General features: G+C 64.5%; 23 protein-coding genes. 11 read left to right on the top strand and 12 right to left on the bottom strand.

Annotated features, from left to right (window positions below):
- The first annotated feature begins 1 nt into the window (after position 1).
- Both C438_RS00340 and C438_RS00335 read left to right on the top strand, forming a co-directional pair.
- Entirely contained in the window at positions 2-679 is a 678-nt protein-coding gene (locus C438_RS00340) for an ABC transporter ATP-binding protein (protein ID WP_004967206.1), read from the top strand.
- Positions 676-1,818 (top strand): ABC transporter permease, encoded by a 1,143-nt coding sequence (locus C438_RS00335; RefSeq protein ID WP_004967204.1) that lies wholly within the window; start codon positions 676-678, stop codon positions 1,816-1,818. The genes C438_RS00340 and C438_RS00335 overlap by 4 nt, the downstream gene beginning before the upstream one ends.
- Positions 1,819-1,913: 95 nt before the next feature.
- Here C438_RS00335 and C438_RS00330 read toward each other — a convergent pair whose 3' ends face one another.
- Positions 1,914-2,714 carry a UbiA family prenyltransferase gene (locus C438_RS00330; RefSeq protein ID WP_004967203.1) on the bottom strand — a complete coding sequence of 267 codons (801 nt, stop codon included), beginning with the start codon at positions 2,712-2,714 and terminating at the stop codon, positions 1,914-1,916.
- Between the two features lie 367 nt (positions 2,715-3,081).
- On the opposite strand from C438_RS00330, the gene C438_RS00325 reads away from it, so the two are divergent.
- Positions 3,082-4,716 (top strand): histidine kinase N-terminal 7TM domain-containing protein, encoded by a 1,635-nt coding sequence (locus C438_RS00325; RefSeq protein ID WP_083899881.1) that lies wholly within the window; start codon positions 3,082-3,084, stop codon positions 4,714-4,716.
- Between the two features lie 220 nt (positions 4,717-4,936).
- On the opposite strand, the gene C438_RS00320 is transcribed toward C438_RS00325, so the two are convergent.
- The gene (locus C438_RS00320) at positions 4,937-6,181 is read right to left on the bottom strand and encodes an ABC transporter substrate-binding protein (RefSeq protein WP_004967200.1); all 1,245 of its coding nucleotides are present in this window, start codon (positions 6,179-6,181) and stop codon (positions 4,937-4,939) included.
- A 122-nt stretch (positions 6,182-6,303) separates the two neighbouring features.
- Positions 6,304-7,317, bottom strand: coding sequence for an NADP-dependent oxidoreductase (locus C438_RS00315; protein WP_004967199.1), 1,014 nt, complete (start codon positions 7,315-7,317; stop codon positions 6,304-6,306).
- Between the two features lie 165 nt (positions 7,318-7,482).
- Between C438_RS00315 and C438_RS00310 the strand changes: the two genes are divergently transcribed.
- From C438_RS00310 to C438_RS19545, 3 genes are all read left to right on the top strand, one after another.
- A complete protein-coding gene (locus C438_RS00310; protein WP_004967198.1) occupies positions 7,483-8,127 on the top strand; it encodes an SDR family oxidoreductase in 645 nt (214 codons plus the stop codon).
- Between the two features lie 86 nt (positions 8,128-8,213).
- Positions 8,214-9,422, top strand: coding sequence for an MFS transporter (locus tag C438_RS00305; protein WP_004967196.1), 1,209 nt, complete (start codon positions 8,214-8,216; stop codon positions 9,420-9,422).
- A 105-nt stretch (positions 9,423-9,527) separates the two neighbouring features.
- A complete protein-coding gene (locus C438_RS19545) occupies positions 9,528-9,677 on the top strand; it encodes a DUF7535 family protein (RefSeq protein WP_004967195.1) in 150 nt (49 codons plus the stop codon).
- Between the two features lie 567 nt (positions 9,678-10,244).
- Here the strand turns inward: C438_RS19545 and C438_RS00300 are convergent.
- The gene (locus C438_RS00300) at positions 10,245-10,526 is read right to left on the bottom strand and encodes an HPr family phosphocarrier protein (protein WP_083899879.1); all 282 of its coding nucleotides are present in this window, start codon (positions 10,524-10,526) and stop codon (positions 10,245-10,247) included.
- A 129-nt stretch (positions 10,527-10,655) separates the two neighbouring features.
- Between C438_RS00300 and ptsP the strand changes: the two genes are divergently transcribed.
- Positions 10,656-12,338 (top strand): phosphoenolpyruvate--protein phosphotransferase, encoded by a 1,683-nt coding sequence (ptsP, locus tag C438_RS00295; RefSeq protein ID WP_004967191.1) that lies wholly within the window; start codon positions 10,656-10,658, stop codon positions 12,336-12,338.
- A gap of 13 nt (positions 12,339-12,351) precedes the next feature.
- Here the strand turns inward: ptsP and C438_RS00290 are convergent, their stop codons facing one another.
- The 6 genes from C438_RS00290 to C438_RS00265 form a co-directional block, all read right to left on the bottom strand.
- Complete coding sequence (locus tag C438_RS00290; protein ID WP_004967190.1) at positions 12,352-12,813, bottom strand: PTS sugar transporter subunit IIA; 462 nt, start codon at positions 12,811-12,813, stop codon at positions 12,352-12,354.
- Positions 12,814-12,940: 127 nt separating this feature from the next.
- On the bottom strand, positions 12,941-14,383 hold the full coding sequence (locus tag C438_RS00285; protein WP_004967189.1) for a PTS galactitol transporter subunit IIC: 1,443 nt from the start codon (positions 14,381-14,383) through the stop codon (positions 12,941-12,943).
- 172 nt (positions 14,384-14,555) lie between these two features.
- Positions 14,556-14,852, bottom strand: a complete 297-nt coding sequence (locus tag C438_RS00280) for a PTS sugar transporter subunit IIB (protein WP_004967187.1) — start codon at positions 14,850-14,852, stop codon at positions 14,556-14,558.
- Between the two features lie 115 nt (positions 14,853-14,967).
- A complete protein-coding gene (locus tag C438_RS00275; protein ID WP_004967186.1) occupies positions 14,968-15,645 on the bottom strand; it encodes a triose-phosphate isomerase in 678 nt (225 codons plus the stop codon).
- A gap of 28 nt (positions 15,646-15,673) precedes the next feature.
- Positions 15,674-16,450 (bottom strand): class I fructose-bisphosphate aldolase, encoded by a 777-nt coding sequence (locus tag C438_RS00270; RefSeq protein WP_004967185.1) that lies wholly within the window; start codon positions 16,448-16,450, stop codon positions 15,674-15,676.
- Positions 16,451-16,452: 2 nt separating this feature from the next.
- Positions 16,453-16,878 carry a secondary thiamine-phosphate synthase enzyme YjbQ gene (locus C438_RS00265; protein WP_004967184.1) on the bottom strand — a complete coding sequence of 142 codons (426 nt, stop codon included), beginning with the start codon at positions 16,876-16,878 and terminating at the stop codon, positions 16,453-16,455.
- A 213-nt stretch (positions 16,879-17,091) separates the two neighbouring features.
- Here C438_RS00265 and C438_RS00260 point away from each other — a divergent pair, with 213 nt between their 5' ends.
- The 3 genes from C438_RS00260 to C438_RS00250 all read left to right on the top strand — a co-directional run bounded on the left by C438_RS00260 (position 17,092) and on the right by C438_RS00250 (position 21,037).
- Positions 17,092-17,853 carry an IclR family transcriptional regulator gene (locus C438_RS00260; RefSeq protein WP_004967182.1) on the top strand — a complete coding sequence of 254 codons (762 nt, stop codon included), beginning with the start codon at positions 17,092-17,094 and terminating at the stop codon, positions 17,851-17,853.
- Positions 17,854-18,199: 346 nt separating this feature from the next.
- Complete coding sequence (locus tag C438_RS00255) at positions 18,200-19,660, top strand: FGGY family carbohydrate kinase (protein ID WP_004967181.1); 1,461 nt, start codon at positions 18,200-18,202, stop codon at positions 19,658-19,660.
- Between the two features lie 612 nt (positions 19,661-20,272).
- Positions 20,273-21,037, top strand: coding sequence for an IclR family transcriptional regulator (locus C438_RS00250; RefSeq protein WP_004967180.1), 765 nt, complete (start codon positions 20,273-20,275; stop codon positions 21,035-21,037).
- A 69-nt stretch (positions 21,038-21,106) separates the two neighbouring features.
- Here the strand turns inward: C438_RS00250 and pdxA are convergent, their stop codons facing one another.
- Together pdxA and C438_RS00240 are read right to left on the bottom strand one after the other, a co-directional pair.
- A complete protein-coding gene (pdxA, locus tag C438_RS00245; RefSeq protein ID WP_004967179.1) occupies positions 21,107-22,114 on the bottom strand; it encodes a 4-hydroxythreonine-4-phosphate dehydrogenase PdxA in 1,008 nt (335 codons plus the stop codon).
- The gene (locus tag C438_RS00240) at positions 22,114-23,352 is read right to left on the bottom strand and encodes a four-carbon acid sugar kinase family protein (RefSeq protein WP_004967178.1); all 1,239 of its coding nucleotides are present in this window, start codon (positions 23,350-23,352) and stop codon (positions 22,114-22,116) included. Before C438_RS00240 ends, pdxA begins: the two co-directional genes overlap by 1 nt.
- A gap of 102 nt (positions 23,353-23,454) precedes the next feature.
- Here C438_RS00240 and C438_RS00235 point away from each other — a divergent pair, with 102 nt between their 5' ends.
- A complete protein-coding gene (locus C438_RS00235; RefSeq protein WP_239640611.1) occupies positions 23,455-24,864 on the top strand; it encodes an ABC transporter substrate-binding protein in 1,410 nt (469 codons plus the stop codon).
- The last annotated feature ends 119 nt before the right edge of the window (positions 24,865-24,983 follow it).

The following is a 24,983-nucleotide window of genomic DNA, read 5'->3' as shown; positions in this document are numbered from 1 at the left end:
CATGAGTGTCATCGAACTCACTGACGTCGTGAAACGCTACCAGAACGGCGAGGAGGTCATCGCCGCGCTCGACCACGTCGACTTCCAAGCCGACCGCGGTGAGATGGTGACGATCATCGGCCCGTCGGGCTCCGGGAAGAGTACCATGCTGAACATGATCGGGTTGCTCGACACGCCGACGGAGGGGACGGTCCACCTCGACGGTCGCAACGTGACCGACTTCACCGAGGACGAGCTGACCGAAGAGCGGCGGTCCGGTATCGGGTTCGTGTTTCAGGACTTTCACCTGTTGCCGATGCTGACCGCGACCGAAAACGTCGAGCTTCCCTCGATGTGGGACACCTCGGTCGACCGGCACGACCGCGCGCAGGACCTCCTACAGCGGGTGGGGCTCGGCGACCGGCTCAACCACAGACCCGACCAGCTGTCGGGCGGACAGCGACAGCGCGTCGCCATCGCGCGGGCGCTGATTAACGAGCCGGACATTCTCCTCGCCGACGAGCCGACGGGGAACCTCGACCAAGACACCGGAGAGACGATTCTGACCGAGTTGACTCGGTTAAAGGAGGACGAAAACGTCGCGATTGTCGCGGTCACCCACGACGAACAGATGCTGGAGTACACCGACAGCACCGTCCGACTCGTCGACGGCGTCGTCACGGAGGTCTCCGGGCGATGAGCGTCGTCGATTTCCTCTGGCGGTTCCCCAGCGTCCAGATGGCGTGGCGGAACCTCGGCCGGAACAAACTGCGGACGGTGTTAGCCGCGCTCGGCATCATCATCGGCGTGGTCTCCATCTGTTCGCTCGGGATGGCGACGGCCGCAATCCAGCAACAAGCGACGTCGCAACTGGGGAGCATCGGCAACGAGGTGTCGATAACGTCCGGTCAGGACAGCGACACGGACGGGGTGACCGACGACCAGGTCGATACGATGCGGAATCTGGTGACCGACGCGGAGGTGGTCCCCCAGAAGACGAACTCGACGACTGTCTCGTCGCGAAACGGACGGGAGGTGCGGGTGAGCGTCACCGGGGTGACGAACGCGGCGGCGCTGTACAACCTCACCTCGGGTGAAGCGCCCACCCGGCTGTTGAGCGGCGCACTCCTCAGCAACAGCACCGCGACCACCCTCGGCATCGAGGAGGGTGACCCCGTCGAGTACGACGGCCAACTGTACCGCGTACAGGGCTTAATCGAGGAAGAAAACGCGTTCGGCTTCGGCGGCGGCGAACTCGTGTTGCCGGAGTCCGCCCTCTCCGAGCAGAACCACTACAACGTCGTGACGATTGTCGCCGCGGATAGCGCGACCGCGACCGAAATCGGCGGGGAGTTAGACGAGTACTTCAACACCGAAGACGAAGAGGAACTCAGCATCAACACGTTCGGCAACGCCGGCCAAGTCGGCGGGTTCTTGGAGACGCTTTCGCTCGCCCTGCTGGCAATCGGCGGCATCTCGCTCGTCGTCGCGAGCGTCGCCATCCTCAACGTGATGCTGATGAGTACGGTCGAACGCCGCGGCGAAATCGGCGTCCTCCGTGCGGTCGGGATTCGGCGGTCCGAAGTGCTCCGGATGATTCTGACGGAGGCCGCCCTGATGGGCGCGCTCGGAGGGCTCATCGGCGTGCTCCTCTCGCTTGCGGCGGGGCTCGTCATCTTCCAGATGATCACAGGAGACCCGCTCGGGGCGTTGCAGTGGAGCGGTTTCCAGTATCTGGTGTACGGGTTCGGCTTCGCCGTCGTCGCGAGCATCCTCAGCGGGATCTACCCCGCGTGGAAAGCGGCGAACGACCGGCCGGTCGACGCGTTGAGAGGCTGAGACCCCCGCCGCAAAGCGGGGTCCGCGGCGTCACGTCGCATCACGTGGCGTCGCATCACGTCGCGCAACGTCGTGTCGCGTCGCGTCGCATCACGTCACCCGCGGGCGGTGCTCTGACTCGTCTCAGACGACGGGCCCCGCCTGTGTAGCCGCGTGAGATGGCGGAACACCGAGAGCGAAAGCAAGTAGCAGACGACGAGGCCGGCGACGAGCGGCCCGGAAACGGCCAAGAACACGGCCACGCCGCCCGCTTTCAGGAGTCGAACGAACACCGACGCCGTTCGGGGTCCTAAGTAGCCCGCGAGCGTGGTCTTATTCGCGTGTGTGTCGCCGGAGATGTCCTGGATGTTGCGGGACTCGACTCCGGCGGCGGTAATCAGAAACCACCCGAAGAAGACGGCCGCGCCGTCGAGCGAATACTGCAGGGGTGTCGCCGCGACGACCGAAAAGACGGCCACGAACGCCCAAGTGAACCCGACGCCGATGGAATCGAGCGTCGGATAGCGCTTCAGCCACCCGTAGCTTCCGAGTACGACGAGGGGAATCTGGGCGAACAGTAAGTCGCTGGCAGTCGCGGTTCCCGCCTGAAACACCAGCAGGCAGACCACCAGTTCGTAGCCGACTAACGCGAGCAGTTCCGTCACGAACAGTCCCCGCTGGTACCGCCGGACGAGCCTCGTCCGGTGCGGTTGGTTTATCTCGTCTTCGGCCGTCCCCCCGCGTCGGTCTTCGACGTATATGAAATAAAACAGGAGTGGCGCGAGCAGGAGCCCGCTCCCGATTGAGCGGGGGTCGACACCCATCGCTAGCCCCGAGACCCCGACCATCGCGGCCGAGAGCAAACACAGCCAGATGTTCAACTGAAAAAACAGGAATCGTGCGTCGGCTACCCTCATCTCAGTATGCTCCTCCCCGAGAGCGGAGGTGACAGATCGGAGACTGCCGTCGTGGGAACCAGTCCGTACCGTTCATCTCTCAGAGCAATCTCGCCGCTCGTACTATACTTGTTGGGTCACCGGTCTACAGGAGACCTCAGGGGACCCCGGGCGAGTGCTTCGAGACGTGAGCGCGGATGCGGGCGCTCCCCGTAGTGAGAAGGGGTAGAATCGCCGTTCCTGTCGCCATACTGGCGTCACTGGATGGGCGCTCCAGCATGAATTGTGGATTATATTACAGATCTCCCAAAAGAATAATTAGCTCGATAATGCTGGTATAGAATACGTGTTTGACCGATGGCTCACCCCTGAAATCGCTGTCGTCCTGATGTACCTTGGGGTGATTCCATCGGTCGTGAACTGCCATCTCCTCTGGCAAGAACGCGATAAACCGGGCGTCATCTGGTTTATCCTCTCGATGGCCACCGGCGGTCTCTGGTCGTTGCTGTTCGCGACGTTCACGCTCATTCCGGACCCACAGCTCACGTTAGCGGTTGCGAACTTCTTCTGGGTGATGATTCCGACCGCCGCAGTGACGCTTTTCTTACTCGCCTACGAGTTCGTCTTCAAACAGACCGTCTCCCGGACCGTCGTTTACGTCCTGTTCAGCCCGATACTGCTTCTGTTTGTCATCTCGTGGGTTAATCCGTACGAACTGGTGTTTACGAGTGCATACTACGCGACCCCGGATGGCATCTTACACTTTCCACTTCTCGATGGCCCGCTGAAGGTCCTCGTGACGAAGGTCTACGGCTACCTGCTCGTGTCTCTGGCGGCCGGTATGTTCGTCGGAGAACTGCTCCGGACGAGCGGCACGCAACGTCGACAGACCGTCTATCTCTTAGTCGTGTTCTCGATGCTCGTCGGCTCGACGATAGTGAAAGTCGTGGGACTCGTCCCGATTTATTTCGACCCCACGTCAGTTCTGTACTCGTGTTCCGGGCTCTTTTTCGCGTATTCGATTCGGGAACACGGCTTGCTGAAGTTCGTTCCCGTCGCTCGGGAGCAGACGTTCGAAGAGATCACCGACCCCATCTTCGTGGTCAACTCCGCGGGCTACATCGTTGATGCGAACCAATCGGGACACCAACTGTCAGAACGGCGTCTCATCGGTGCCAAACTCGAGGAGTTCATCTGCGACGCTTCGGTGCTTTCGGACGAAGAGACCACCGACGTCATCAAGTTAGCGGTAAACGGTGGAACGCGAACGTTCTCGATCGAGACGTCGGCGATTTCCTATGGCCGGGGAGTGACCGGGAAAATCGTCGTGTTGAGCGACATTACGGCCCTCAAAGAGCGCGAGGAAGAACTGGACCTCCTCAAACAAGTCCTGTCGCGTATCTTCCGTCATAACATTCGAAACGACCTCAACGTGATTGCGGGCTTTGCGGCCATCATCCGAGACTCGACGGGTGGTGAGACCGCTCAGTCGGCGGGTCGCATACATACGCGTGCGATGAAAGTCGTCGAACAAGCGGCCAAAGCGAGGAAAATCGAGACCGTGCTGTCGTATTCCGAGACGGACAGCCGTTCGCTCAACGAATATCTACTCAAGGTGAAACAAAACGTTCCGGCCGAGTTTCTGAAATCCGTCTCGTTCGACGTCGATGACGTCGTCGTCGACGCACATCCCCGATTCGACCTCGCACTCGCCGAGTTAATCGAGAACGCCGTTTCTCACCACTCCGGCGACGAACCGATCGCTGTGCGCGTCACGACCGATGTGTCCCCGTCGGAAGTGACGATTATCGTCGAGGACAACGGACCGGGCCTCCCGCCATCCGAGTTCGCCGTCTTGGAAGCCGGCGAGGAGACGGACCTCGAACACGGCTCCGGCATCGGCCTGTGGCTGGTGTACTGGATCGTCTCTCGCTCGGACGGGACGCTGAGCGTGGAAGCGTCCGACTCCGGCACGCAAGTCCGAATCCGACTGAACCGACCGGACGCCGCCGCTGACCGTTGAGACGCTCCCGAGACGGATGCGTCGTCTATTCGTTTGTCGGATTTGTTTCGTCTGGAACAGATGTCGTCTCTGTCAAACCACAGAGTGGCTGGTCGGCCGGGTTCACGCGGACAGAATCTGAAAACTCCACGGGCGTCGAACTCAGCTCCCGCTACCAGCCCTCAAAATTTATCCTTTCTGACACTACCACTGATTGACGGGAACGACAGGCTGTGACGGGCTAGCCGTCTGTGACGATTTCCTCGACCCGCTCGTGGTCGAACAACTGCTCGTCGGTCCCGAAGTCGGGGTAGTCGTCGCCGTCCTCGTAGGTCGGCCACGCGCCGAACCGCTCGGGATAGAGCTGTTTGGCCGTCATCTCCAGTTGGAACAGGTTCATCAGCGGCCCCTGCCACCGCGTCCCCTGCGGGTAGACGCGGTCGTTCTGGACGGCGGCCAGTTCGCGGCCGACGGGGTCGTCTCGGAGGTTCCGCTTCAGCCCGTCGAAGTCGAACGTCTCCGTGACCGTCCACAACGCGAGAATCACGTCGGGGTCGGCCTCTAACAGCGCCTCCATGTCGACTTCTTGGAACGGCCCCGTGAACTCCGCGTCGGCGAAGGCGTCGACCGCGCCGAGCGGTCGGGTGTGGGCGTTCCAGTAGCCGGGCGCGTTCAGCCGGAGCAGGTAGATGCTCGACAGGTCCGTCGAGACCGAGAGGTACGCGGCAGTCGGGCGCTCGGACTCCGGCGGCAGTCCGCCCTCGACGGTGCCGAGTGAGTCGTCGTGGACGGACTGGAGCGCCTCGTAGCGCTCGCGCTCGCCGTACAGCGACGCGACGCGGTCGAACAGCTCCCAGAGGTCGTAGTACTCGTAGCCGTCGGCCCACTCCTCCGGGGGCGCGGCGTTGAAGTTGCTGTAGTAGTTGCCGAACCACGGGGCGACGTTGTCCGCGACCTCGTCGATGTCGGCTCGGCTCCAGTTGTCCTGCGTGGTCACCCACGCGGGGTCCACGAGGTGGAGGTCGCTGTCGAGTTCGTACAGCCGCTCTTTCGTGAAGCCGTACTCGCCCGCCGCGTCCGCCCACTCGATTTCGAAGCCGTCGAAGCCGGCGGTGAAGTATTCGAGGCCCGCGACGGTGCCGTCCCACCAGAGGCTGTTGACGGTATCGCCCTGCCCGAGCGCGCTCGCCATGTCCGGGAACCACGGGAAGTGGGTGAACACGTTCGTCGGCGGCTCGTCCAGCGTGACCGTCCCGACCGGCGACAGCTCGGCCGCGTAGCTCGATTCGGCTGTCTCGGCCGCCGCCTCGGTGGCCCCTGTCTCGGTTTCGGTCGCCGCGTCGGCCGCGGTCGTCGTCGCCGTCGCCGTCGCGTCGTCGCCCGACTGGCCGGCGCATCCCGCGAGCACCCCGCCGCCGAGAAGCGCCCCACCGTACGTCAGGTAGTCTCTCCGCGTCGGCCTCGCGTTCTCGTCGTCGTCCAACATACGAATTAGGCTCACCTAAAACGATATAGGTGCTTCGAAATTTAGGCCGGGCTAAAACGAAGTCGCACGACCGGTCGCGTTCGTGGGGCGACCTGCCACTGACGGCCGAAGCACGCGCCGAGCTAGGGCTCGGACACGCCGACGACCTGCTTGCCGATGTTGTCGCCGGAGAACAGTCCGAGGAACGCGTCGGGCGCGTTCTCCAGCCCGTCGACGACGGTCTCGCGGTGTTCGAGGTCGCCGGAGGCGACCCACGACCCGAGCCGTTCGCTGGCCTGTTCGAACCGGGTGGCGTAGTCGCCGATGAGGAGTCCCTGCACTTTCGCGCGCGGCGCGATGAGTTGCGGGAGCTTTCGCGGCCCGGTCGGGACGCTCTCGTCGTTGTAGTGAGCGATCTGCCCGCAGACGGCGACGCGGGCGTCGAGGTTCAGCTTGGTGAACACCGCGTCGGTGATGGGGCCGCCGACGTTGTCGAAGTAGACGTCGACGCCGTCGGGCGCGGCGTCGTCGAGGGCCGCCCGGTAGTCGTCGACCTGCTTGTAGTTGATTGCGGCGTCGAAACCGAGGTCGTCGGTGAGCCACGACACCTTCTCGTCGGAGCCGGCGAAGCCGACGACGCGACAGCCGTTGAGCTTCGCAATCTGGCCGACGACGGAGCCGACCGCGCCGGCCGCCCCGGACACCACGACCGTCTCGCCGGGCGAGGGGTCGCCCACGTCGAGCAGGCCGAAGTACGCCGTCCGGCCGGGCATCCCGAGCACGCCGAGGTAGGCGGGGAGGTCCGCGACCGACGGGTCGACGGGCGCGACCTCGCTGGCGTCGAGAACGCTGTAGTCGGCCCACGCCCCGTTGCCGGTCACGTGGTCGCCCGCGTCGTAGGCGTCGCTTTTGCTTTCGACGACCTCGCCGACGACGGCCCCCTGCATCGGGTCGCCGACCGACCACGGCTCGGCGTACGACTCCGCGTCTCGCATCCGACCGCGCATGTACGGGTCGACGGAGAGGTACCGCACGCGAACGAGGAGTTCGCCGTGTCGCGGTTCGGGTCGTTCCCCCTCGCGGAGTTCGAAGCTGTCCGTGTCCGGCTCTCCCTCGGGTCGCTCGGCGAGAATCCACTCGCGGTTCGAATCGCGCATACCCGAACGCGGGCCCGCGGACCAAGGACGGTGACGATTCCAGCAGTACCGTCCGGTTCGACGGGACTCGGTGTCGGTCGTCGGCGCTCCCGTCGCGCGGGCCCCCTCGCCACCTTCGCCGAACCAAGCCCCTATTGCGCCGGCCCGACTACACGCCGCCGAACCATGCAGGTCGCAGTCATCGGCGCGAACGGCGGTATCGGACGCGAGCTTCTCCCGCGACTCGCGGACGCCGGCCACGACCCCGTCGGTGTCGTGCGAGACGAGTCGCAGTTCGAGGCGGTCCGCGACCGCGGCGGCGAGCCGCGACTGGGCGACCTCGAAGGCGACTTCGACGCGGCGCTCGACGGGGCCGACGCGGTCGTCTTCACCGCCGGTTCCGGGGGGTCGACGGGCGCGGACAAGACGCTCATGGTCGACCTCTGGGGCGCTCGGCGAGTGGTCGATGCCTGTGTCGAGGCGGGCATCGACCGCTTCGTGATGATTAGCTCCATCGGCGCGGGCGACCCGCTCGCGGGGCCGGAGCCGTTGCGGCCGTATCTGGTCGCCAAGCGATGCGCCGACGACCACCTCGAACAGTCGTCGCTCGACGCGACGGTTCTCCGCCCCGCGAGGCTCACCGACGCGGACGGGACCGGGGCCGTCTCGCTGGCCGCCGACGGCCTCGGCGGCGACACGGCCGAGATTCCGCGGGCCGACGTCGCACAGACGGTCGTCGCCTGCCTCGACATCGACCGGACCATCGGCGAGACGATACGCCTCACGGGCGGCGAGACGCCCATCGAGCGGGCGCTTCGGGGCGGCGACTGAGTCGGTGACGCTCGCGGTCACCACGAGACGAAACCGGACCGACATCAGGCGGTTTCATACTCCTCCGACGAGCAGGTAGCGAAACCGTGAGTACGAATGACGACACGACGGGCACGCGACGCGAGACACTGGGAATCGTCGTCGGCTTCTTCCTGCTTTCGACGGCGGCCGCGGCCTACGAAATCGCCCCGGCGAGCGTCTTTCCGGCCATTCAGGACTCGCTCGGACTGAGTTCGAGCGCGGCGGGCTGGCTCGTGAGCGTCATGTACGCGACGGCGGTCGTCACGAGCGTTCCCATCGGCGTCGTCCTCGACCGGTTTTCCGTGCGTCGCGTGGTCGGACTGGCGACCGTCGCGCTCGTCGTCGCCGGCGGCTGGGGCTGGTACGCGGCCACCGCCGGCGCGTACGGCTGGCTCCTCGCCTCGCGGGTGCTCGGCGGCCTCGCCTACGTCACCTTCTGGAACGCGGGCGCGAACGTCGTCGGCAACGCCGTCCCCCCGCGACAGCGCGCGACCGCGGTCGGCGTGTTCACCGCGAGCGCGCCCGTCGGGTTCGCCCTCGGACAGTTCGGGAGCCCGCTCATCGCGAACGCGGCGGGCTGGCCCGCGATTCTCCCGCTGTACGCCGGGGTCGCGGTCGTCGGCGTCGCGTTCTTCGCGGCCGCGACGCGCCGGCGCGTCCCCGGTGTCGACGCGCCGTCCCCCGACGGGGCGGCGCTCCGCGAACTGTTCGGGAGTCGGGCGGTCTGGACCGTCTGCGGGCTCTGTTTTCTCGCCTACTCGCTGTACCTGTTCGTCAACACGTGGCTCCCGAGCTTCCTCGCAAGCGAGTTCGAAATCTCGCTGGCGGCCAGCGGCCTTCTGACCGCCCTGTTCCCCGCCATCGGCGCGGTGGCGCGGTCGACAAGCGGCGTGATTACCGACCGCGCGTTCGGCGGTCGCCGCCGCCGCGTCATCGTCTCGTCGTTCGCCGTCGCCACGCCGGCGGTCGTCGCGTTCGCGTTCGTCTCGCGGCTCGGCCTCGTCGTCGGTGCGGTCGTCGTCGTCGGCTTCGCCATCCAGCTCGTGACCGGACTCATCTTCTCGTACATCGCCGAACTCGTCGCCCCCTCGGTGCGGGCGACGGCCGTCTCGCTCCTGACGAGCGTCGGACTCCTCGGGGCGTTCGCCGCCCCCATCGCCGCCGGCGCGATTATCGACTACGCGGGCTACGCACCCGCGTTCTTCGCCGCGGGCGGCGTCGCCGTCGCCGGCGTGTTGTTGGCGCTCCGGGCACCTGAGCCGACTCGGGCGTAACCCCGTTACGTCCTGTTTTCGCCCACAACAGCCGCTCCGTTCTCGCGGCTATTTATATATTAACTATCCAGTCACGTTATGTATGAGGGGAACGGACGACTACGTATGGCCCGCGCAGTCAACCCCGTTCGAACCGACTACTCGAACACCCAGATGGGGCTCATGGGAACGCTCATCGTCGCTTTGATTGCAGTGTTCATGATACCGTTCGCACCGTTCATCCTCCTCGGTCTGGTGTGGCGGCTGTTCCACTAGTCGCGCCGACCTCCCGATAGGCCGCACTTCGGCACGCGTTTTTTGACCGCCTGACCGTCGGGTGCGCCGCGACGTCCCCGACGTCACTCGTTCCTCGCTAGCGACGCGTCCCGTGACTCCCCGGTTCGACGCTAGACTCCCTCGTCAAAAACACATATCAGTAATCAAGATAAGCTGAAGTCGTGGGTGTAGTGGTGTCTATTCGAAAACACCGATACACGCGTTCGAGAGCAACGATAAACTCGTTTTTCTTTATCGAACGCCAAACTGCGATTTCTGAACGCCTGAAATCTCAACCGGCGGTTGAATCCACTCTCAGCGCGCGTGTCCGAGATATCTCGCGCACTCTCGGATGTCCGCTGAAATCATCGAATATCTGAATAATACCAGAAATTATCAGATTTCTTTCCCAAACTCGGTTGCGGAGAGGGGGAACCCCGACCGATTCCGCGAGGCCGTTCCCCTCCGCGGTCGAACTCGCCGTCGTGGTTGCAGGCGGCTTTGTAGTCACTCGTCGCGACCCCCACGTCGTCGGGCGTCGGGTCGACGACGTGTCCGAGCGGTCGTCTACGAATCGAGATCGAAGTCGTTCCGGACGAGTTCGACGAGTCGCTCGACGGCCTGCTCGCCGTCGTTACCGTCGGCGGTGATGACGATTTCCTCGTCCGGGCCGACACCGAGCGAGAGAACGGCGATACTGCTTTTGGCGTCTACTTCCGTCTCTCCGCCGGCTTTCCGCACGGAGATGTCCGTCTCGAACTTCGACGCCGTCTGGACGAACATCGACGCGGGGCGTGCGTGGAGACCGGTCTCGTGCTCTACGACTACTGTCGCTGATTTCGCTGCCATCCGTGCCATCATTTCCCACGCCGGTACTAAAGGCTTTACCGCTTCGCGAGTGTTTTTGCCGGCGGACGCGGACTAGACGCGTGCGATGTTCGCAAGCCCAGCGTATTCAGCGATAGCTACGAGGGACCGATGAGCGACCGCCGAATCTCGGGCGTCGGGGTGACGCCGCTACTCGGTGTCGGCACGGTCGTCCAGTACGATTCCGCGGTCGACCTCGACGACACCGAACGGTCGGCGGCCGACCCCGAGACCGAACGTCAGCGGTTCGAAGAGGCACGGGAGACGGCGGCGGACGAACTCGCCCGCGAGCGCTCTCGGACGGCCGAGCGCGTCGGCGCGGACGAAGCGGAGATATTCGACGCACACCAGCAGTTCCTTGCCGACCCGCAGATCACCGACGGCGTCGAAACCGCGGTCAGAGAAGATGGTCTCACCGCCGAGCGGGCCGTCTCGCGGGCGTTCGAGGACCCAATCGCCAGGTTCGAGGAGGCAGATGGGATGTTCGCCGAGCGCGCGGACGACCTCCGCGACGTTCGCGACCGACTGCTCCGTATTCTGCTCGACCGCGACCGGGTCGACCTCTCGGCGCTCCCCGAGGGAACGGTGCTCGTCGCAGAGCGGCTCACCCCGAGCGACACCGCACAGTTAGACCCCGACGCGGTCGCCGGGTTCGTCACGGTCGAGGGAGGCCGCACGTCGCACGCCGCCATCATGGCTCGGTCGCTGGCGATTCCGGCAGTCGTCGGCGTCGACGCCGACGCGCTCGACCTCGACGACGGCACGCGTCTCGTCGTCGACGGCACCACGGGCGACGTGACCGTCGACCCGGACGCCGACGCCGTCGCCGCGGCGCGGGAATCGAGCGGCGCGACGGTTCGGCACGACCCCGTCACGACGGTCGATGGCCGGCACGTCGAAGTCGCCGCGAACGTCGGAACGCCGCGGGAAGCGGTGGCGGCCGACGAACGCGGCGCGGACGGCGTCGGGCTCTTTCGAACGGAGTTCCTCTTTCTCGACCGGGAGGCGCCGCCGGACGAAGACGAGCAGTACGGGGCGCTCTGTGAGGTGTGCGAGACGTTCGCCGGGTCGCGCGTGGTCGTCCGAACGCTCGATATCGGGGGCGACAAGCCGATTCCGTACGTCGACTCCGACCCCGGCGATAACCCGTTTCTCGGCGTCCGCGGCGTCCGGTTCGCACCGGGAGAGCGGCCCGAACTGTTCGAAGAACACGTCCGCGCGATTCTGCGCGCGGCCGCCGGCCCGGCGCAACTCGCCGTGATGTTCCCGCTGGTGTCGACGGTTGCGGAACTCGACGCGCTCCTCGACGACGTGAGCGCAATCGCCGCGGAACTGGAGGAGGAAGGCGTCGACTACGCGGTCCCCGAACTCGGCGCGATGGTCGAGACGCCGGCGTCGGTCTTCCTCGCCCGCGAGTTCGCCGAACGCCTCGACTTCCTCAGTATCGGGACGAACGACCTCACGCAGTACGTGATGGCCGCGGCCCGCGACGACGACCGCGTCGCCTCGTTACACGACCCGCTTCACCCGCCGGTCCTCCGCGCCATCGCACGGACGGTCGAGGCGGCCCACGAGGGCGACGCCTGGGTCGGTATGTGCGGCGAGATGGCCGGCGACCCGGACTTCACCGAACTGCTCGTCGGGCTCGGCCTCGACGAACTGAGCATGAGCGCCGTGACGGTTCCCGACGTGAAAGCGGGCGTCCGGGACGTCGACGACGAGTCGGCGGCGGCGCTCGCCGAGGCGGCCCTCAACGCCGAGACTCGCGAGGACGTGCGAGCGCTCATCGACTGAGAACTGGACCTTCTCAGCCGTCGAAATCGACACAGCGCTCGACGACGAGGTCGAGCAGGCCGTCGGCGTCGCGGCGCTTCGTCAGCTCGGCGAACTCCTCGGCCTGGAAGAGTTTCGCGAGGTTCGAGAGGAACGACGAGTAGCCGTCGGTGTCTGTCACGAGGAGTAACACGACGACTTCGGCCTCGACGCGCTCGTCGGGGTTGTCCATGCTCCGGAAGGCTATCGACTCGCCCGCGGGCGGCAGTCCGAGGAGCACGGCCTGTTCGGAGACGTGGTCGGGGTCGGCGTGGGGGATGGCGATGCCGAACCCCATCGTCGGGATGTCGAGTCCCGTCGGGTAGTCGGCTTCGCGTTCCAGAAGGGCGTCCGCGTAGGTCTTGTCGGCCCAGCCTTGGTCGTAGGCGTACGCGCCGAGTTCCGTGAGGACCGCTTCGTCCGTCTCGCCAGTCAGTTCGAGGCTTTCGGTTCGCATCGATGAGTCGTACGCGGGTCTCCGAGAAAAGTGTTGGTACCGGTTCGCCGACGGTGCCGGGAAACGCGGCGACTCGTCGCGGTCGAGTCGCGGGCGCCGACGGGTGACTGTAACTGTAACTGCGCGGTCAGTCGTCGGAGCGACCCTCTGCGCTCGTCGCGTCGACGGTCGAGCCGATTTTGTTGGGCAGGAGGCCGCCGCCCTTGCCGGTGTGACGACGTTCGACGGTCTCCCGCGCTTTCTCTTCGGACGCGCCGGCGACCATGTACATCCGCTGGGGCCACGTCCGAAGCGCGACCCAGATACCGAGGACGATGATGAGTCCGACCGCGAGGGCGACCGGTGCCGGGATGAGAGCCAGGATGCCCGTCGCGGGCGACCCCGCGTCAGCGACGGGCGACGTGATGAGCCCGCGGCCACCGAGGTCGAAGCCCGCGCTCCCCGCCGCCTGCGTCAGGAGGGGAGCCACCGCGGAGGAGATGTAGTGCAGTGGGATGAGCAGGATGGTCCCCGTGACGACCATCTTCACGATGTTGCCGTTCATGATGGGAACCATCAGCGCGAAGAAGAACGGGAACGTCGCCAGGTCGATTCCCCACAGGACGTCGTTGCCGGGGAGGATGATCGACATCACGATGGCGATGGGAACGATGAGCAGGCTGGACGCGATGACCGACTCGTGGCCGATGAGGATGGCCGAGTCGAGGCCGATCGCCATGTCGCGGTCTTCGAACCGCGAGGTCATGTAGTTCCGAATCGACTCCGAAAGCGGCGTCAGCCCCTCCATGAGGATACCGACCATCATTGGGAGGATGTGCATCACCGCGGCGAACGAGATGCCGGCGGTGAGGATGGCGTACCAGCTCTCGGCGACGAAGAGCGCGTTACTGTAGGCGGCGATACCGATGACGAGCCCGATAGCGAGGCCGACGAAGATTGGTTCGCCGAGGATACCGAACCGGTCTTGAATCGCGTCGGGGTCGGCTTCGATGTTCCCGAGCGGCGTCTTATCCACCGCCCAGTGAATCGGAATCGCGGCGACGGCGTAGGGTGCCGAGGTCCCGTGCGGAATGGAGATACCGGGTGTGTCGAACGTCTCTTCGACCGCCGGTTGCGTCCAGTCCGCGGCCACGAGGACGAACAGCCCCAGCGTCAGCCCGACCGCCACCGAGTACAGCCAGTTGTTCGTGCTCATGTAGACCAGCCCGCCGATGAAGGCGAAGTGCCAGTAGTTCCAGATGTCCACGTTGAGCGTGTAGGTAAAGCCGATAGCGAAGAGGACGAGGTTCATCACCACGAACAGCGGAATCATCCAGACGCCGAGTTCCGCGATACCGAAGGCGATGGCGGCGGCGGCGGGCCAGCCGACGTCGACCGCAGGAAGCGTGATGCCGGTCACCTCGACCATCTGTTGGGCCAGCGGGCTGATGTTCTCGCTGAACAGCCCGATGACGAGATTGATGCCGATGAAGCCGATGCCGATGAGGATGGACGAGCGCGCCGCCTTCAACACGTCCACCCGGAACGCGAGCGCGATGAGGAAGATGATTATCGGAAGGAGGACGCTCACGCCCAGCGATTGGATTACGCTGTTGATCGAATTCAACAGGGAACTCACACCACTCTGTAAGAGTACTTCTGGTACTGCCATGCTATTAACTCACAACCCTGTCTCAGGATGAGAGTGAGCCCACATAAACATTGCTATCGTTCGTGAAAAATCCGCGTCGCCGACGCGTCAATCAGTCTTCGAGCGCCGCGACGATGTCGTCGAGGACCTCGTCTTGACCGATACCGGTCATGAACGCCGTCGTGTGAATGACCGGGATGTCGAACTTGTCTTTGTTGAGTTGCGTCGTGGTGACGATGAGGTCGAAGTTCCCCGACGAGACCTTGCCGGGGGCTTCCGTCGCCTTCGCCTTGGCGATGGTCCCGATGTCGAGGCCCCGCGCTGGGAGCTTCTCTTTCAGCGCTTCCTTGACGACCGTCGACGTCGCGACCGATGTGCCACACACTACGAGGATGTTTTTCGCTGTCATTGTCGTGTATTGCACATCATCGATGACCACTAAAAAGATTGCGCCGGTCTGACGCGCCGCAGTCGCCGAGCGGAGCGAGACGGGGCGGTCCGCCGTCGGCGACCGTCTGACCGTCTCAGGGGAAACTCGCGGCGATGTCGCGGAGGAGGGGCTCCGGGTCCGACGCGAGCGACACGGCCGATGCGGCACCGGTCGCGTGGCCACCCTGTTCGAACGCGAGGCGGACGTCTTCGGCGGTCGAGATGCCGCCGCCGACGAGGACGCGAGTGCGCGGGTTCTCCGCCTCGACCATCGACATGAAGTCGCGCACGCGGTCGGGGTGGGTCTGCGTGATCGCGCGGTCCGACGAGATGTCTTCGGGCATCTCGTATATCATCGAGTCGGGGTCGAACTCCGCGACTGCGCGACCCATCTCGATGCTGTCGACGCAGACGACCGAGTCGAGGTCGAGGTCGCGACAGCGCTCGATTTTCCACACGAGGTCGGACAGCGTGTCGCGGTTCTCCGCGTGGTTGATGACGACGCCGTCGGCCCCCGCGTCCGCGACGGTCTCCGGGAGGATTTTCCCCATCCCGCGACCGGGCTCGACGGCGTCCATCGCGGGCGCGGTGACGGCGAGGTCGGTGCGTTCGGTTATCAGCCGGATGTCCGGCAGTTGCGGCGTCAACACGAAGCGCGCGTCGGTCTCCGCCTCTATCGTTTCGAGCATCCGCGCGAACGCGAGCGCGTCCTCGCCGCTCGTGTCCGGATACACCTTGAAGTTGACCTGAAAGTGGGGGTACGGGAGATTCATGGGTGGGTTCGGGGGCTCCCTCGGGGAGTCATAACAGCGTCTCCGCCTCCTCGATAGTCGCGCCCTCGTGGACGATGGCCGAGAGCGCGTCGATGATGGCCGCGGGGTCGTCCCGTTGCCAGACGTTCCGGCCGAACATCACGCCCTGCGAACCGGCCTCGACGGCGCCGTGGACCATCTCCAGTACCTCTCGGTCCGTCTCGACGGTGGGGCCGCCGGCGATGTACGTCGGCACCGGCGCGTTGTCGACGATGCGCTCGAAGCCCGTGGGTGGGTACGGCGTCTTCAGGATGTCCGCGCCGAGTTCGAAGCCCAGGCGGTTGGCGTTGACGAGGTAGTCGGTGTCGAACTCGTCGTCAGCGCGCTGGCCCCAGAGCGTGGGCTCGACGATGAGCGGAATCCCCGCGTCGTCGCACTCTTCGGCCGCGGCCGCGACGAACTCGGCGTTCTCTTTCAGCACGTCGGGGTCCTCCCGGCCGAAGACGAGCGCGACTTTGGCGGCGTCGGCCACGTCGGCGCAGTCCTCGACGCTGAACACCTGGGAGTGGATTTCCGCGTTCTCGATGTCGCCTGGCATCGTCGAGTCGTACAGGAGGTCGAGTGTACCGATGGTGTGGACGTCGGCGGCGTCGATTCGGTCCTCGAAGCGCTTCAGGAACGGCACGCTCGCCAGGATACCGTCGGGGCCGGCGTCCAACACCGTGTCGAGGAGCGCCGCGGGGTCCTCGAACCCCTCAAGCGAACCCCAATGGAGGCCGTGGTCGATAGCGACAGTCACCGATCGTCCGAGTCGTTGGTCCGTCATGGCTATTGTAGAATCGTCGTGGTAATCGTTCGTTCGCGCGGGCCGCACAGTTCGAAGAACATGACCTCCTCCCAGGTCCCGAGGTCGAGCTCCCCGTCGCGGAGGACGAGCAGGACCGGTCGCTTGATCATCGCGGAGATGAGGTGCGCGTGAGCGTTCGGTTGCTCGCCCGCGGTGATGTGGTCGAGGTCGTGGTAGTAGCCCTCGTCCGGGGGGGCAATCTCCTTGAACTTGTCAATCATGTCGTCGAGGAGCTTCTCTTCGTACTCGTTGGTCGAGAGCGCCGCGGACGTGTGCGGCGTCGACACGTACACGAGTCCATCGGTCACGCCGAGGTCCTCGATGGTCGCTTCCACCTCGGGGGTGACGCTCAGAATCTCGAACCTGCTGTGGCTCTCGATGGAGAAGCTCTCTGTCTGTATCTCCATACACCGTAGCTCAGAGAGTGAGCGTAAATAGTTTTTGCCGACATTCCCCCGAACACCGCACAGCGACCGTTAGGCGGCAGATATCTTGGGTTCTCCCCTTCTACAGCCGCCGTTCGAGCGGGGTCGACGACTCGCTCCGCCGTCTCGCTGAATCGAACAGCTGTTCCACTCAATGGAACAAACTATTTAGGGTTGCCTCGACGACACGCAGTTATGACAGAAAACGCGCCCAACCGGGTCGAAACGAGTCGGAAGACGATTCGGGTGCTCGACGCGCTTCGAGAACACGGGTCGAGCAGTGTGACGTTTCTCGCACGCGAACTCGGGATGAACAAGAGCACGGTTCACAACCACCTCAGCACGCTCGAAGCCGAGAAGTTCGTCGTCCGCGACGGGACCGATTACGAACTGAGTCTCCGCCTGCTCGGATTCGGGGGATACGTACAGCATCGCCACCCGCTGTATCAGGTGGCGAAGCGCGAAGTCCACCGGTTGGCGTCCCAGACCGGCGAACTCGCGAACCTGATGGTCGAGGAGTACGGACAGGGCGTCTATCTCGCCTCCGAACAGGGCGAGCGGGCGGTCGATTTAGACATCTACCCCGGCCTCAGACGCCCGCTCCACGCCATCGGACTCGGAAAGGCGATACTGGCGCACCTCCCGTCCGACCGCGTCGACGACATCATCGAGGAACACGGCCTTCCCGCGGAAACCGACCAGACCATCACCGACAGAGCGGAACTCGACGCACAGTTGGCGACGGTCCGTGACCGGGGCTACGCCGTGGACAACGAGGAACTCATCAGAGGGCTCCGATGCGTCGGCGCACCTATCGTCGCAAAAGACGGGACCGTCCTCGGTGCAATCAGCGTCTCGCAACCCGTCAGCCGCATGAACAACGAACGGTTCACCGACGAGGTTCCCGACATCGTCCAGAGCGCCGCCAACGTCATCGAACTCCACACGAACCACTAACATTACACGTATATACCTGTAATCTTCGTCTCGACTACTCTTGCAAGCCGCCGCTGACCCTGACGAGTCTGTTCAGCACGAGTGTACCTCTGTTCTCAGACACAGAATTTGGGTCCCTCAGGCTATAATTATACTTTATCCGGGTATGCTCTCTATTTCAACGGTTATCTAACTGTATTCTCTCACTTCGGGGATGTTTGTCAACCGAATGTGCGCTCTCTCAGAGCGTATGCTAACTCTTCTCAAATGAACCCCGCTGTTGTCAATCGGCCGGACTGCGCCCTCACGCGCTCGCTGGGGTACCATCCTCGGAAGGATTTAATGGCGTCCTGCGTGACGGCGTGGTATGGAGAGCCCGCAACTGGTCGGCGTTCATCTCGGTACCGCGAGCGTGCATGTCGACGTGTACAGCACCGACGGTGAACGACTCGCCGGCGGTGAGGCACCCGTCGCCGAGCAGACGACGCTCGCGTGGGAGCGAGCGCTCCACGAAGCGGCACCAGCGCTCCCGCAGACCGGTATCGGCTCGGTCGCGAGTACGTCGGGGACCGCCGTGCTCGTCGATAAGTACGGTGAGCCGGTGTTCCCCCCGCAGATGTACTTCGATTCCGCGCCCGAACAGGCGTCGAAGCTCCGCGACCTCGGTCTGTCCGACCTCTCGATTAACCAGAATATCGCGTTTTCTCCGACCAGCCCCCTTCCGAAGATTCTGAAGCTTCGCGAGGAGCACCCCGAAAAGTTCCAGCGGGTGGAGTGGATTCTCAGCCCGACGACGTGGCTGTTGTACCGGCTCCGGTTCGACGCGTCGACGCCGTGGCGCGATATCGAGACCGACTGGACGAACGCGCTGAAGTTCGGTGCCGACGTGACGACGCCCCTGCCCACGTGGTTCGAGTCGCTGTTCGAGACGCTCGACCTGCCTCGGTCGCTCTTTCCGGCGATTCGACCCCCCGGCTCGTTCATCGGCGTCGCCGACGGCCAGTTGGCCGATCGGACCGGCTTCGACGGCATCAAACTCTTTCAGGGGCTCACCGACGGCAATGCCTCGGTGCTGGCGAACGGCGGCGTCAAACCCGGGGACTTCAGCATCACCTTCGGCGCGTCGAGCGTCGTCAAGTACGTCTCGGAGTCCGTCTCGCCGCACCCGGCGCTGTACTACCACCGCCACCCCATCGACGGCTACCTGCCCGGCGCGTCGTTCGACACCGGCAACCTCCTTCGGTGGTTCTTCGACCGCGTCCTCAACTGCACGCCGGAGCGCGGGCTCGAACTCGCCCGACAAGTCCCGAGCGGCCACGGCTACGAGGTGTTCCTCAAGGGCAACCGAAGCCCGTTTTTCGACGCCGATGTCGCGGGATCGCTCCTCGGCCTCAACTACGACAACTCCCTGTCGACCGAGGAGGTCCACGGCCGACTGGCGCGCGGGCTCATTACCGGCATCATCCTGACCGAGTGGACGTATATCTCGCTGGTCGAAGAGCACTTCGACACCGATATCGACCGCGTGCTCGTCATCAACGACGGGACGCCGACGCTCGACGGCAACTACGACTGGTGGAACACGCTCCGCGCGTCGATATGGGACCGCCCGGTCGTCGAGATGGAGCCGCGAACGACCGCCGGCGCTATCATGGCTCCCGCACTCATCACGTCGATTTACAGCGACGTCGAGACGGCGGCGGAAAACCTCCTCCGAGAGCGTGACGTTATCGAGCCGGACCCGTCGGTGGGCGCGGACTTCGATACGCAAAAAGAGGCGTACTTCGACCGATGGCGGGACATCGCGGCGTTCTATCAGCGGGAGTGACATCGACCGCGTTCCGCGTTTCACGACCTACCCCCCCTCGACGTGTTACAAGCGTATACCTGTAATCTATGGCGCCCATCGCGTATCAGAGCGAAGCACGTGGCCGCTCGGTCTGAAACGGTTTCCAACCAGCGTGGAACGTGATGCACAGCGGCCCCGACCAGCGGCGACCATTCCGACCGGCGTTACGGTTCCACTGGTCCCCCGCCCGCCGCCGAGCCACCCCAACGACACTCGAAACCGCACGCCTGCGCGGTTATCTCGGAGCAAGTCCCCACACAGTGCGACCCGGGCCGTATAGTGCTTTCACTCGGAGTGGAAACGCAACTCTCGACCCGAATCGTTCGTAATCGTGGCATTACAACGCGGTTGACTCCGGAACTATCCATTTGTCGCACACAGAGGTGGACGCTCTGAAATCGGACCCCTGTGTGAAACGGTTCCGTTTCGAGACGGAGACGTGGGGTCCGACACCGAATGGTGGCCGGTGAGACAGCCGATACCTGGCCCAGGGTCGCTTTCTCGACCAGCGTTCGATTCAGGAGTCGTGACCGGGCTAAACTACGCCCCAATCCCAAATATTTAATCAGGTTGGAAATAGTGTATTATCGTATGGCAACTAACGAACCACGAACGCTTGAGGCGGTCGAACGGTCTCTTGAGGTCATTGAGGCGCTCGTCGAGGAGGATTCGCTGGGGGTGACGGAACTGTCGGAGCGAACCGGACTCCCGACGAGCACCGTCTACGTCCACCTGCAGACGCTCCGAGCGAACGATTACGTCGTCAAGGAGGGGAGTAAGTACCGACTCTCGCTTCAGTTCCTCCACTACGGGGGCAAAATCCGAGAGCGGCTCCCGGTCTACCGACACGGGCGAAAGGTCGTCCACGACCTGGCGAAAGAGACCGGCGAACTGGTCAATCTCGCAATCGAGGAGAACGGTCGCGGCGTCGTGATATTCATGGCGCGCGGCGACAACGCCGCCGTCGACCTCGCGCCCGTGGGGAAGCACTCGTACCTCCATCGACCGGCCTTCGGGCGGGCCATCCTCTCGTGTTTCTCCGACGACGAGGTGGACGACATCGTCGACAAATGGGGGCTTCGAGCGGTCACCGAAAACACCGTCAACACGCGCGAGGCGCTCTTCGAGGAACTCGACGCCACGCGAGAACGCGGGTACGCTATCGAGCGAGACGAAGGCGACGTCGGTATCAGCTGTGTCGGCGCGCCGATTCAGGACATCGAGGGCAATCCAGTCGGCGCGATCAGCGTGACCGTCCCGTCGAACAAGCTTCGTGACGACCGCGTCGAAGAGGAACTCTCACACAAGATCCTCAACGGAACCAACATCATCGAACTCAAGATAGAACACGCGTAACCGACGACACGATGTTTCCACGTCGGTTGGAAACCCCACCGAAACCAGTTGACGGGCTCTCCGTATTCGTCACGCTCGCTCGACGGCGACGCGGGCGGCGGTCCGAATCGCGTCGACCATGCTCGACTCGGATGCGATTCCCTGCCCCGCGATGTCGAACGCCGTGCCGTGGTCGACGCTCGTCCTGATAATCGGCAGTCCGACCGTCATGTTGACGCCGCTGACAGTGTCGGTACTGTCGAACCCGAGCATCTTGATGGGGACGTGTCCCTGGTCGTGGTACATCGAGACGACGCAGTCGTAGTCGCCGGCGGCCGCCTTGACGTAGACGGTGTCCGGCGGAATGGGCCCTTCGGCGTCGATGCCCACCGCGCGGGCCTGTTCGACCGCCGGTTCGATGGCCTCGTCGTCCTCCGCGCCGAGGAGGCCGCCCTCTCCGGCGTGGGGGTTCAAGCCGGCGACGGCTATCGTCGGGTCGTCGATTCCCAGGTCGTGCAACCCCTGAGCGGTGACCGTGATGGTGTCGAAGACGTTCTCCGTCGTCACGAGGTCGCAGGCCTCGCGGAGCGGGACGTGCGTGCTCACGTGCGTGACGCGCAGTCCCCCCTCGATGAGCATCATCGAGTAGTTGTCCGTCTCCGTGTACGCCGCGAGCATCCCGGTGTGGCCCGCGAATTCGCTTCCGGCCTGCGCCGTCGCCTGCTTGTGAATCGGAGCCGTCGCGATGGCGTCGATGTCGCCCGCGATGGCGAGTTCGATGGCGCGTTCGATGTACTCCAGCGAGGCCCGCCCGTACGCTTCGTCGATTTCACCGTGGGCGAGCGACGCGACGTTGTCGAGGTCGAGTACGGACAGCGTCGACGGGTCGGCCCGAACGTCGGCGACGGTGTCGACCGCCTCGACGGTCAGGTCGCTCTCACACTGCGCGACCGCGTGCCGGACAACGTCTGCGTCGCCGATGACGACGACGTCAGCGTCGTCGGCCACCTGGGGGACTGCTTTGACGATTATCTCGCTTCCGATACCACCGGGGTCTCCCATCGTCACGCCGACGAGGGGTCTCTCTCTTGCCGTCATCACCGCGTACCGATGAAGTCGAGGCAATTAACTATTGTCGTCGGGTCACCGAACGACCCTGCCTTGGTCACGAGCAACGTCTCGTCCGCCGGCCCGCCGCGAACTCTGGTGAGCGGAACCCCCTCCGCGAGTTCGATTCCCGTCAGGTCGAGCGATGTCGCGTCGAGCTCGTCGAGCACCGCGATGGTCGTCGAGCCGCCGGTTGTGAACAGGCCAGTCAGCGGCCGCGACTCGTGGACTCTTCGAACGGTCGCGCGCAACGCCGCCGCGATTCGGTCCTTGACGGCGCCTTCGTCGAGGCCGAGCGCGTCCGCGGTCCGATTCACCGCGTCGACGGCCCCGGGAGACGCCGCCGACGCGACGACAGCGAAGCCGTGGACGCGCTGTGCGTCGAGAAGCGGGCCGAGCGCGGAGGTCGCGGCTTCTTCGGGACGTTCGAGCATCGCCTCGGGGTCCAGCACCACGAGCGCGTCGTCCGGGACTGCACTGAGTTGCTCGAACGACGTCTCGCTGACGCTCCCGGCGACGCCGAGTACCGCCCCCTCGCTCCCGCCCGAGGGTGAGAGCGATAACGCCCCCGCGAGTCCGCCGCTCCCCGCGTAGGCCACGCCGGCGGTGAGTCGGTCGGACCCCTCGGCGAGCGACCGAAGGTGCGCCTGGGACGTCGCGTCGGCGACGACGACCACTGGCGTGTCGTGGTGTCTGTGTATCTCGGCGAGTCGCGACCGGACGGCCCGCTGTCCCGCGTCTACGACGCTCGTATGCACCGTTTCGACGGGATACGGAACCGACGAGAGCAACTCCACGACGGACGACGCCGATGGGAGGTTCTCCGAGTCGGTGAGCGTCCGGAGGACCGGTTCACCGTCGACCAGTTGGACGCCGCCTTCCGTAGTCCGTCCGTTCGCGGGGAACGCCGGCGCGAGCAACAGCAGGTCCGGCGTCGCGGCGTCGAGGAGCGCCGTCAGTTCGTCAGCGACGTTCCCGCGGAGCGTCGAGTCGAGCTTCTTGTACAGGACGGGCGCGTCGTGCGCTCTCACGGCGGTTCGAACCGAGTCGTACGCCTCCGCCGGCGGCGCTTCCCGCGTCTCCGTGTCGACGACGAGAACGTCACAGTCCGCCGGTGCGCTCGGGTCGAACACGACGTTCGTCCGATACCCCCGACTAGCGAACTGACTTCCGGTGTCGTTCGCTCCGGTGATGTCGTCTGCGATGACGACAGCATTCAAATCGGCCATACCGTCCGGTTCCGCCCCGCCCCCATGAATGTTCGGCCGTTCCGTGCCATATGTCAACAATAGTTAGAAATGTATTTACATTACAATCATGAAGCAGATTCCATGGCATCAAACGAATGCCGAGACAGCGAGAGGAGTGTCACCCGACGCAGGAACGTCTTGAGAGCCGTCGGCGGCTCAGCAGTCGCCGGGCTAGCGGGGTGTATCGGCGGCGGCGGTGGCTCAGGTTCGACGTCGACAGACGGCAGTACGACCGGTTCGGTACAGGAAAACGGTTGGCCGGACTACAGCGGGCGCGAGATGCGCGTCGTCACCGACGAGTGTTCGGACGTGTTCAAGCGCGTCTGGGAGGACGCGTTCGCCGAGTTCGAAAACCAGACGGGCGCGTCCGTCACCCTCGAATGCGGTGCAGAGGGCCAGAGCATCCAAGAGCGTATCATTCAGCTCATTCAGTCCGGCAACCCGCCGGAGCTGTTCCCGACGTCGGTGACGCAGTCGACGCAACTCCAGAACCAGGGGACGCTCGCGCCGATGACCGACCTGGTCGAGACGGTCACGGACCGACTGGGTATGCCCCACGAGCGGTCGTTCCTCGAACGCGACGGCGAGCACTACACGATTCCCTTCTTCGCGATTCCGTACCTGCAGTGGTACCGAGAGGACATCGCCGAGTCGACGCCGGACTCCTGGGAGAACATGGTCAGTTGGATGGAGGAAGCCAGCAACTCCGACGAGGTGACCGACGCGACACTGCTCCCGTGGTCGACGCACTACTGTAGCGAACTCGTCGCTCAGTGTTTCCTTCGGAGTAACGGCGCAAACATGGCGACTCGGAACGACGACGGCGAGGTCGTGGTCTCTATCGACCAGGGAGAGAACCGCGAGCGCTGGATCGAGATGCTCGAATTCCGCAAACAGCTCCAGCCCTACACGGGTCCCGGCTCGGACATCGGCTGTGAGGAGCGAATCAACGCGCTTCACACCGAGTCGGCGGCGCACACGACGTACGGCGGTGCGCGGCCGAAGATTCAGTCGATCGAACGCGACCGTGACTTCCATCAGGACATCCGCGCCGAGCCGATTCCGGGCCCCGACGGCCCCGGGGAGTTCTTCGGCGTCATCAAGTCGATCTGTTCGTTCGAGGGGTCGAACACGGACATGGCAAAGACGTTCCTCGACCGGTTCATCTTCCAACCGGAGTACTACGAGCGTTACATCAACATCCAGAACGCGCCGCTGTACCCGAAACAAAAAGAGGAGATCGACATGCGCGAGAAGCTCCCGGACTCCTACACCGACGAGGACATCGCGGCGTGGAAGTCCGTGACCGACGCGATTCCACCAGCGCACGAGACCAGCCCGCCGAACCCCTACGTCGATTCGATCTTCACGACGCGACCGGGGTCGACCGCCATCTCGCTCGTGATCAGCGAGGACATGGCTCCCGGCGAGGCGGTCGACCAAGTCGCCGAGAGCGCCCGCGAGTCGCTGAATCAGGCGAAAGGGCCGTAACGACGCGTGAATCTCAGCACAGCTTCCGACACCGGAGTCCTTCGCCTCGACGTACCGAAGGGCCCGTAACCACGACAGTGGACTACGTTACATTCCGAACGACACACCGACTCAAACAC

The sequence above is a fragment of the Haloferax denitrificans ATCC 35960 genome (genome assembly GCF_000337795.1).
Taxonomy (GTDB): Archaea; Halobacteriota; Halobacteria; order Halobacteriales; family Haloferacaceae; genus Haloferax; species Haloferax denitrificans.
This window is presented reverse-complemented; position numbering and strand designations above follow the sequence as displayed.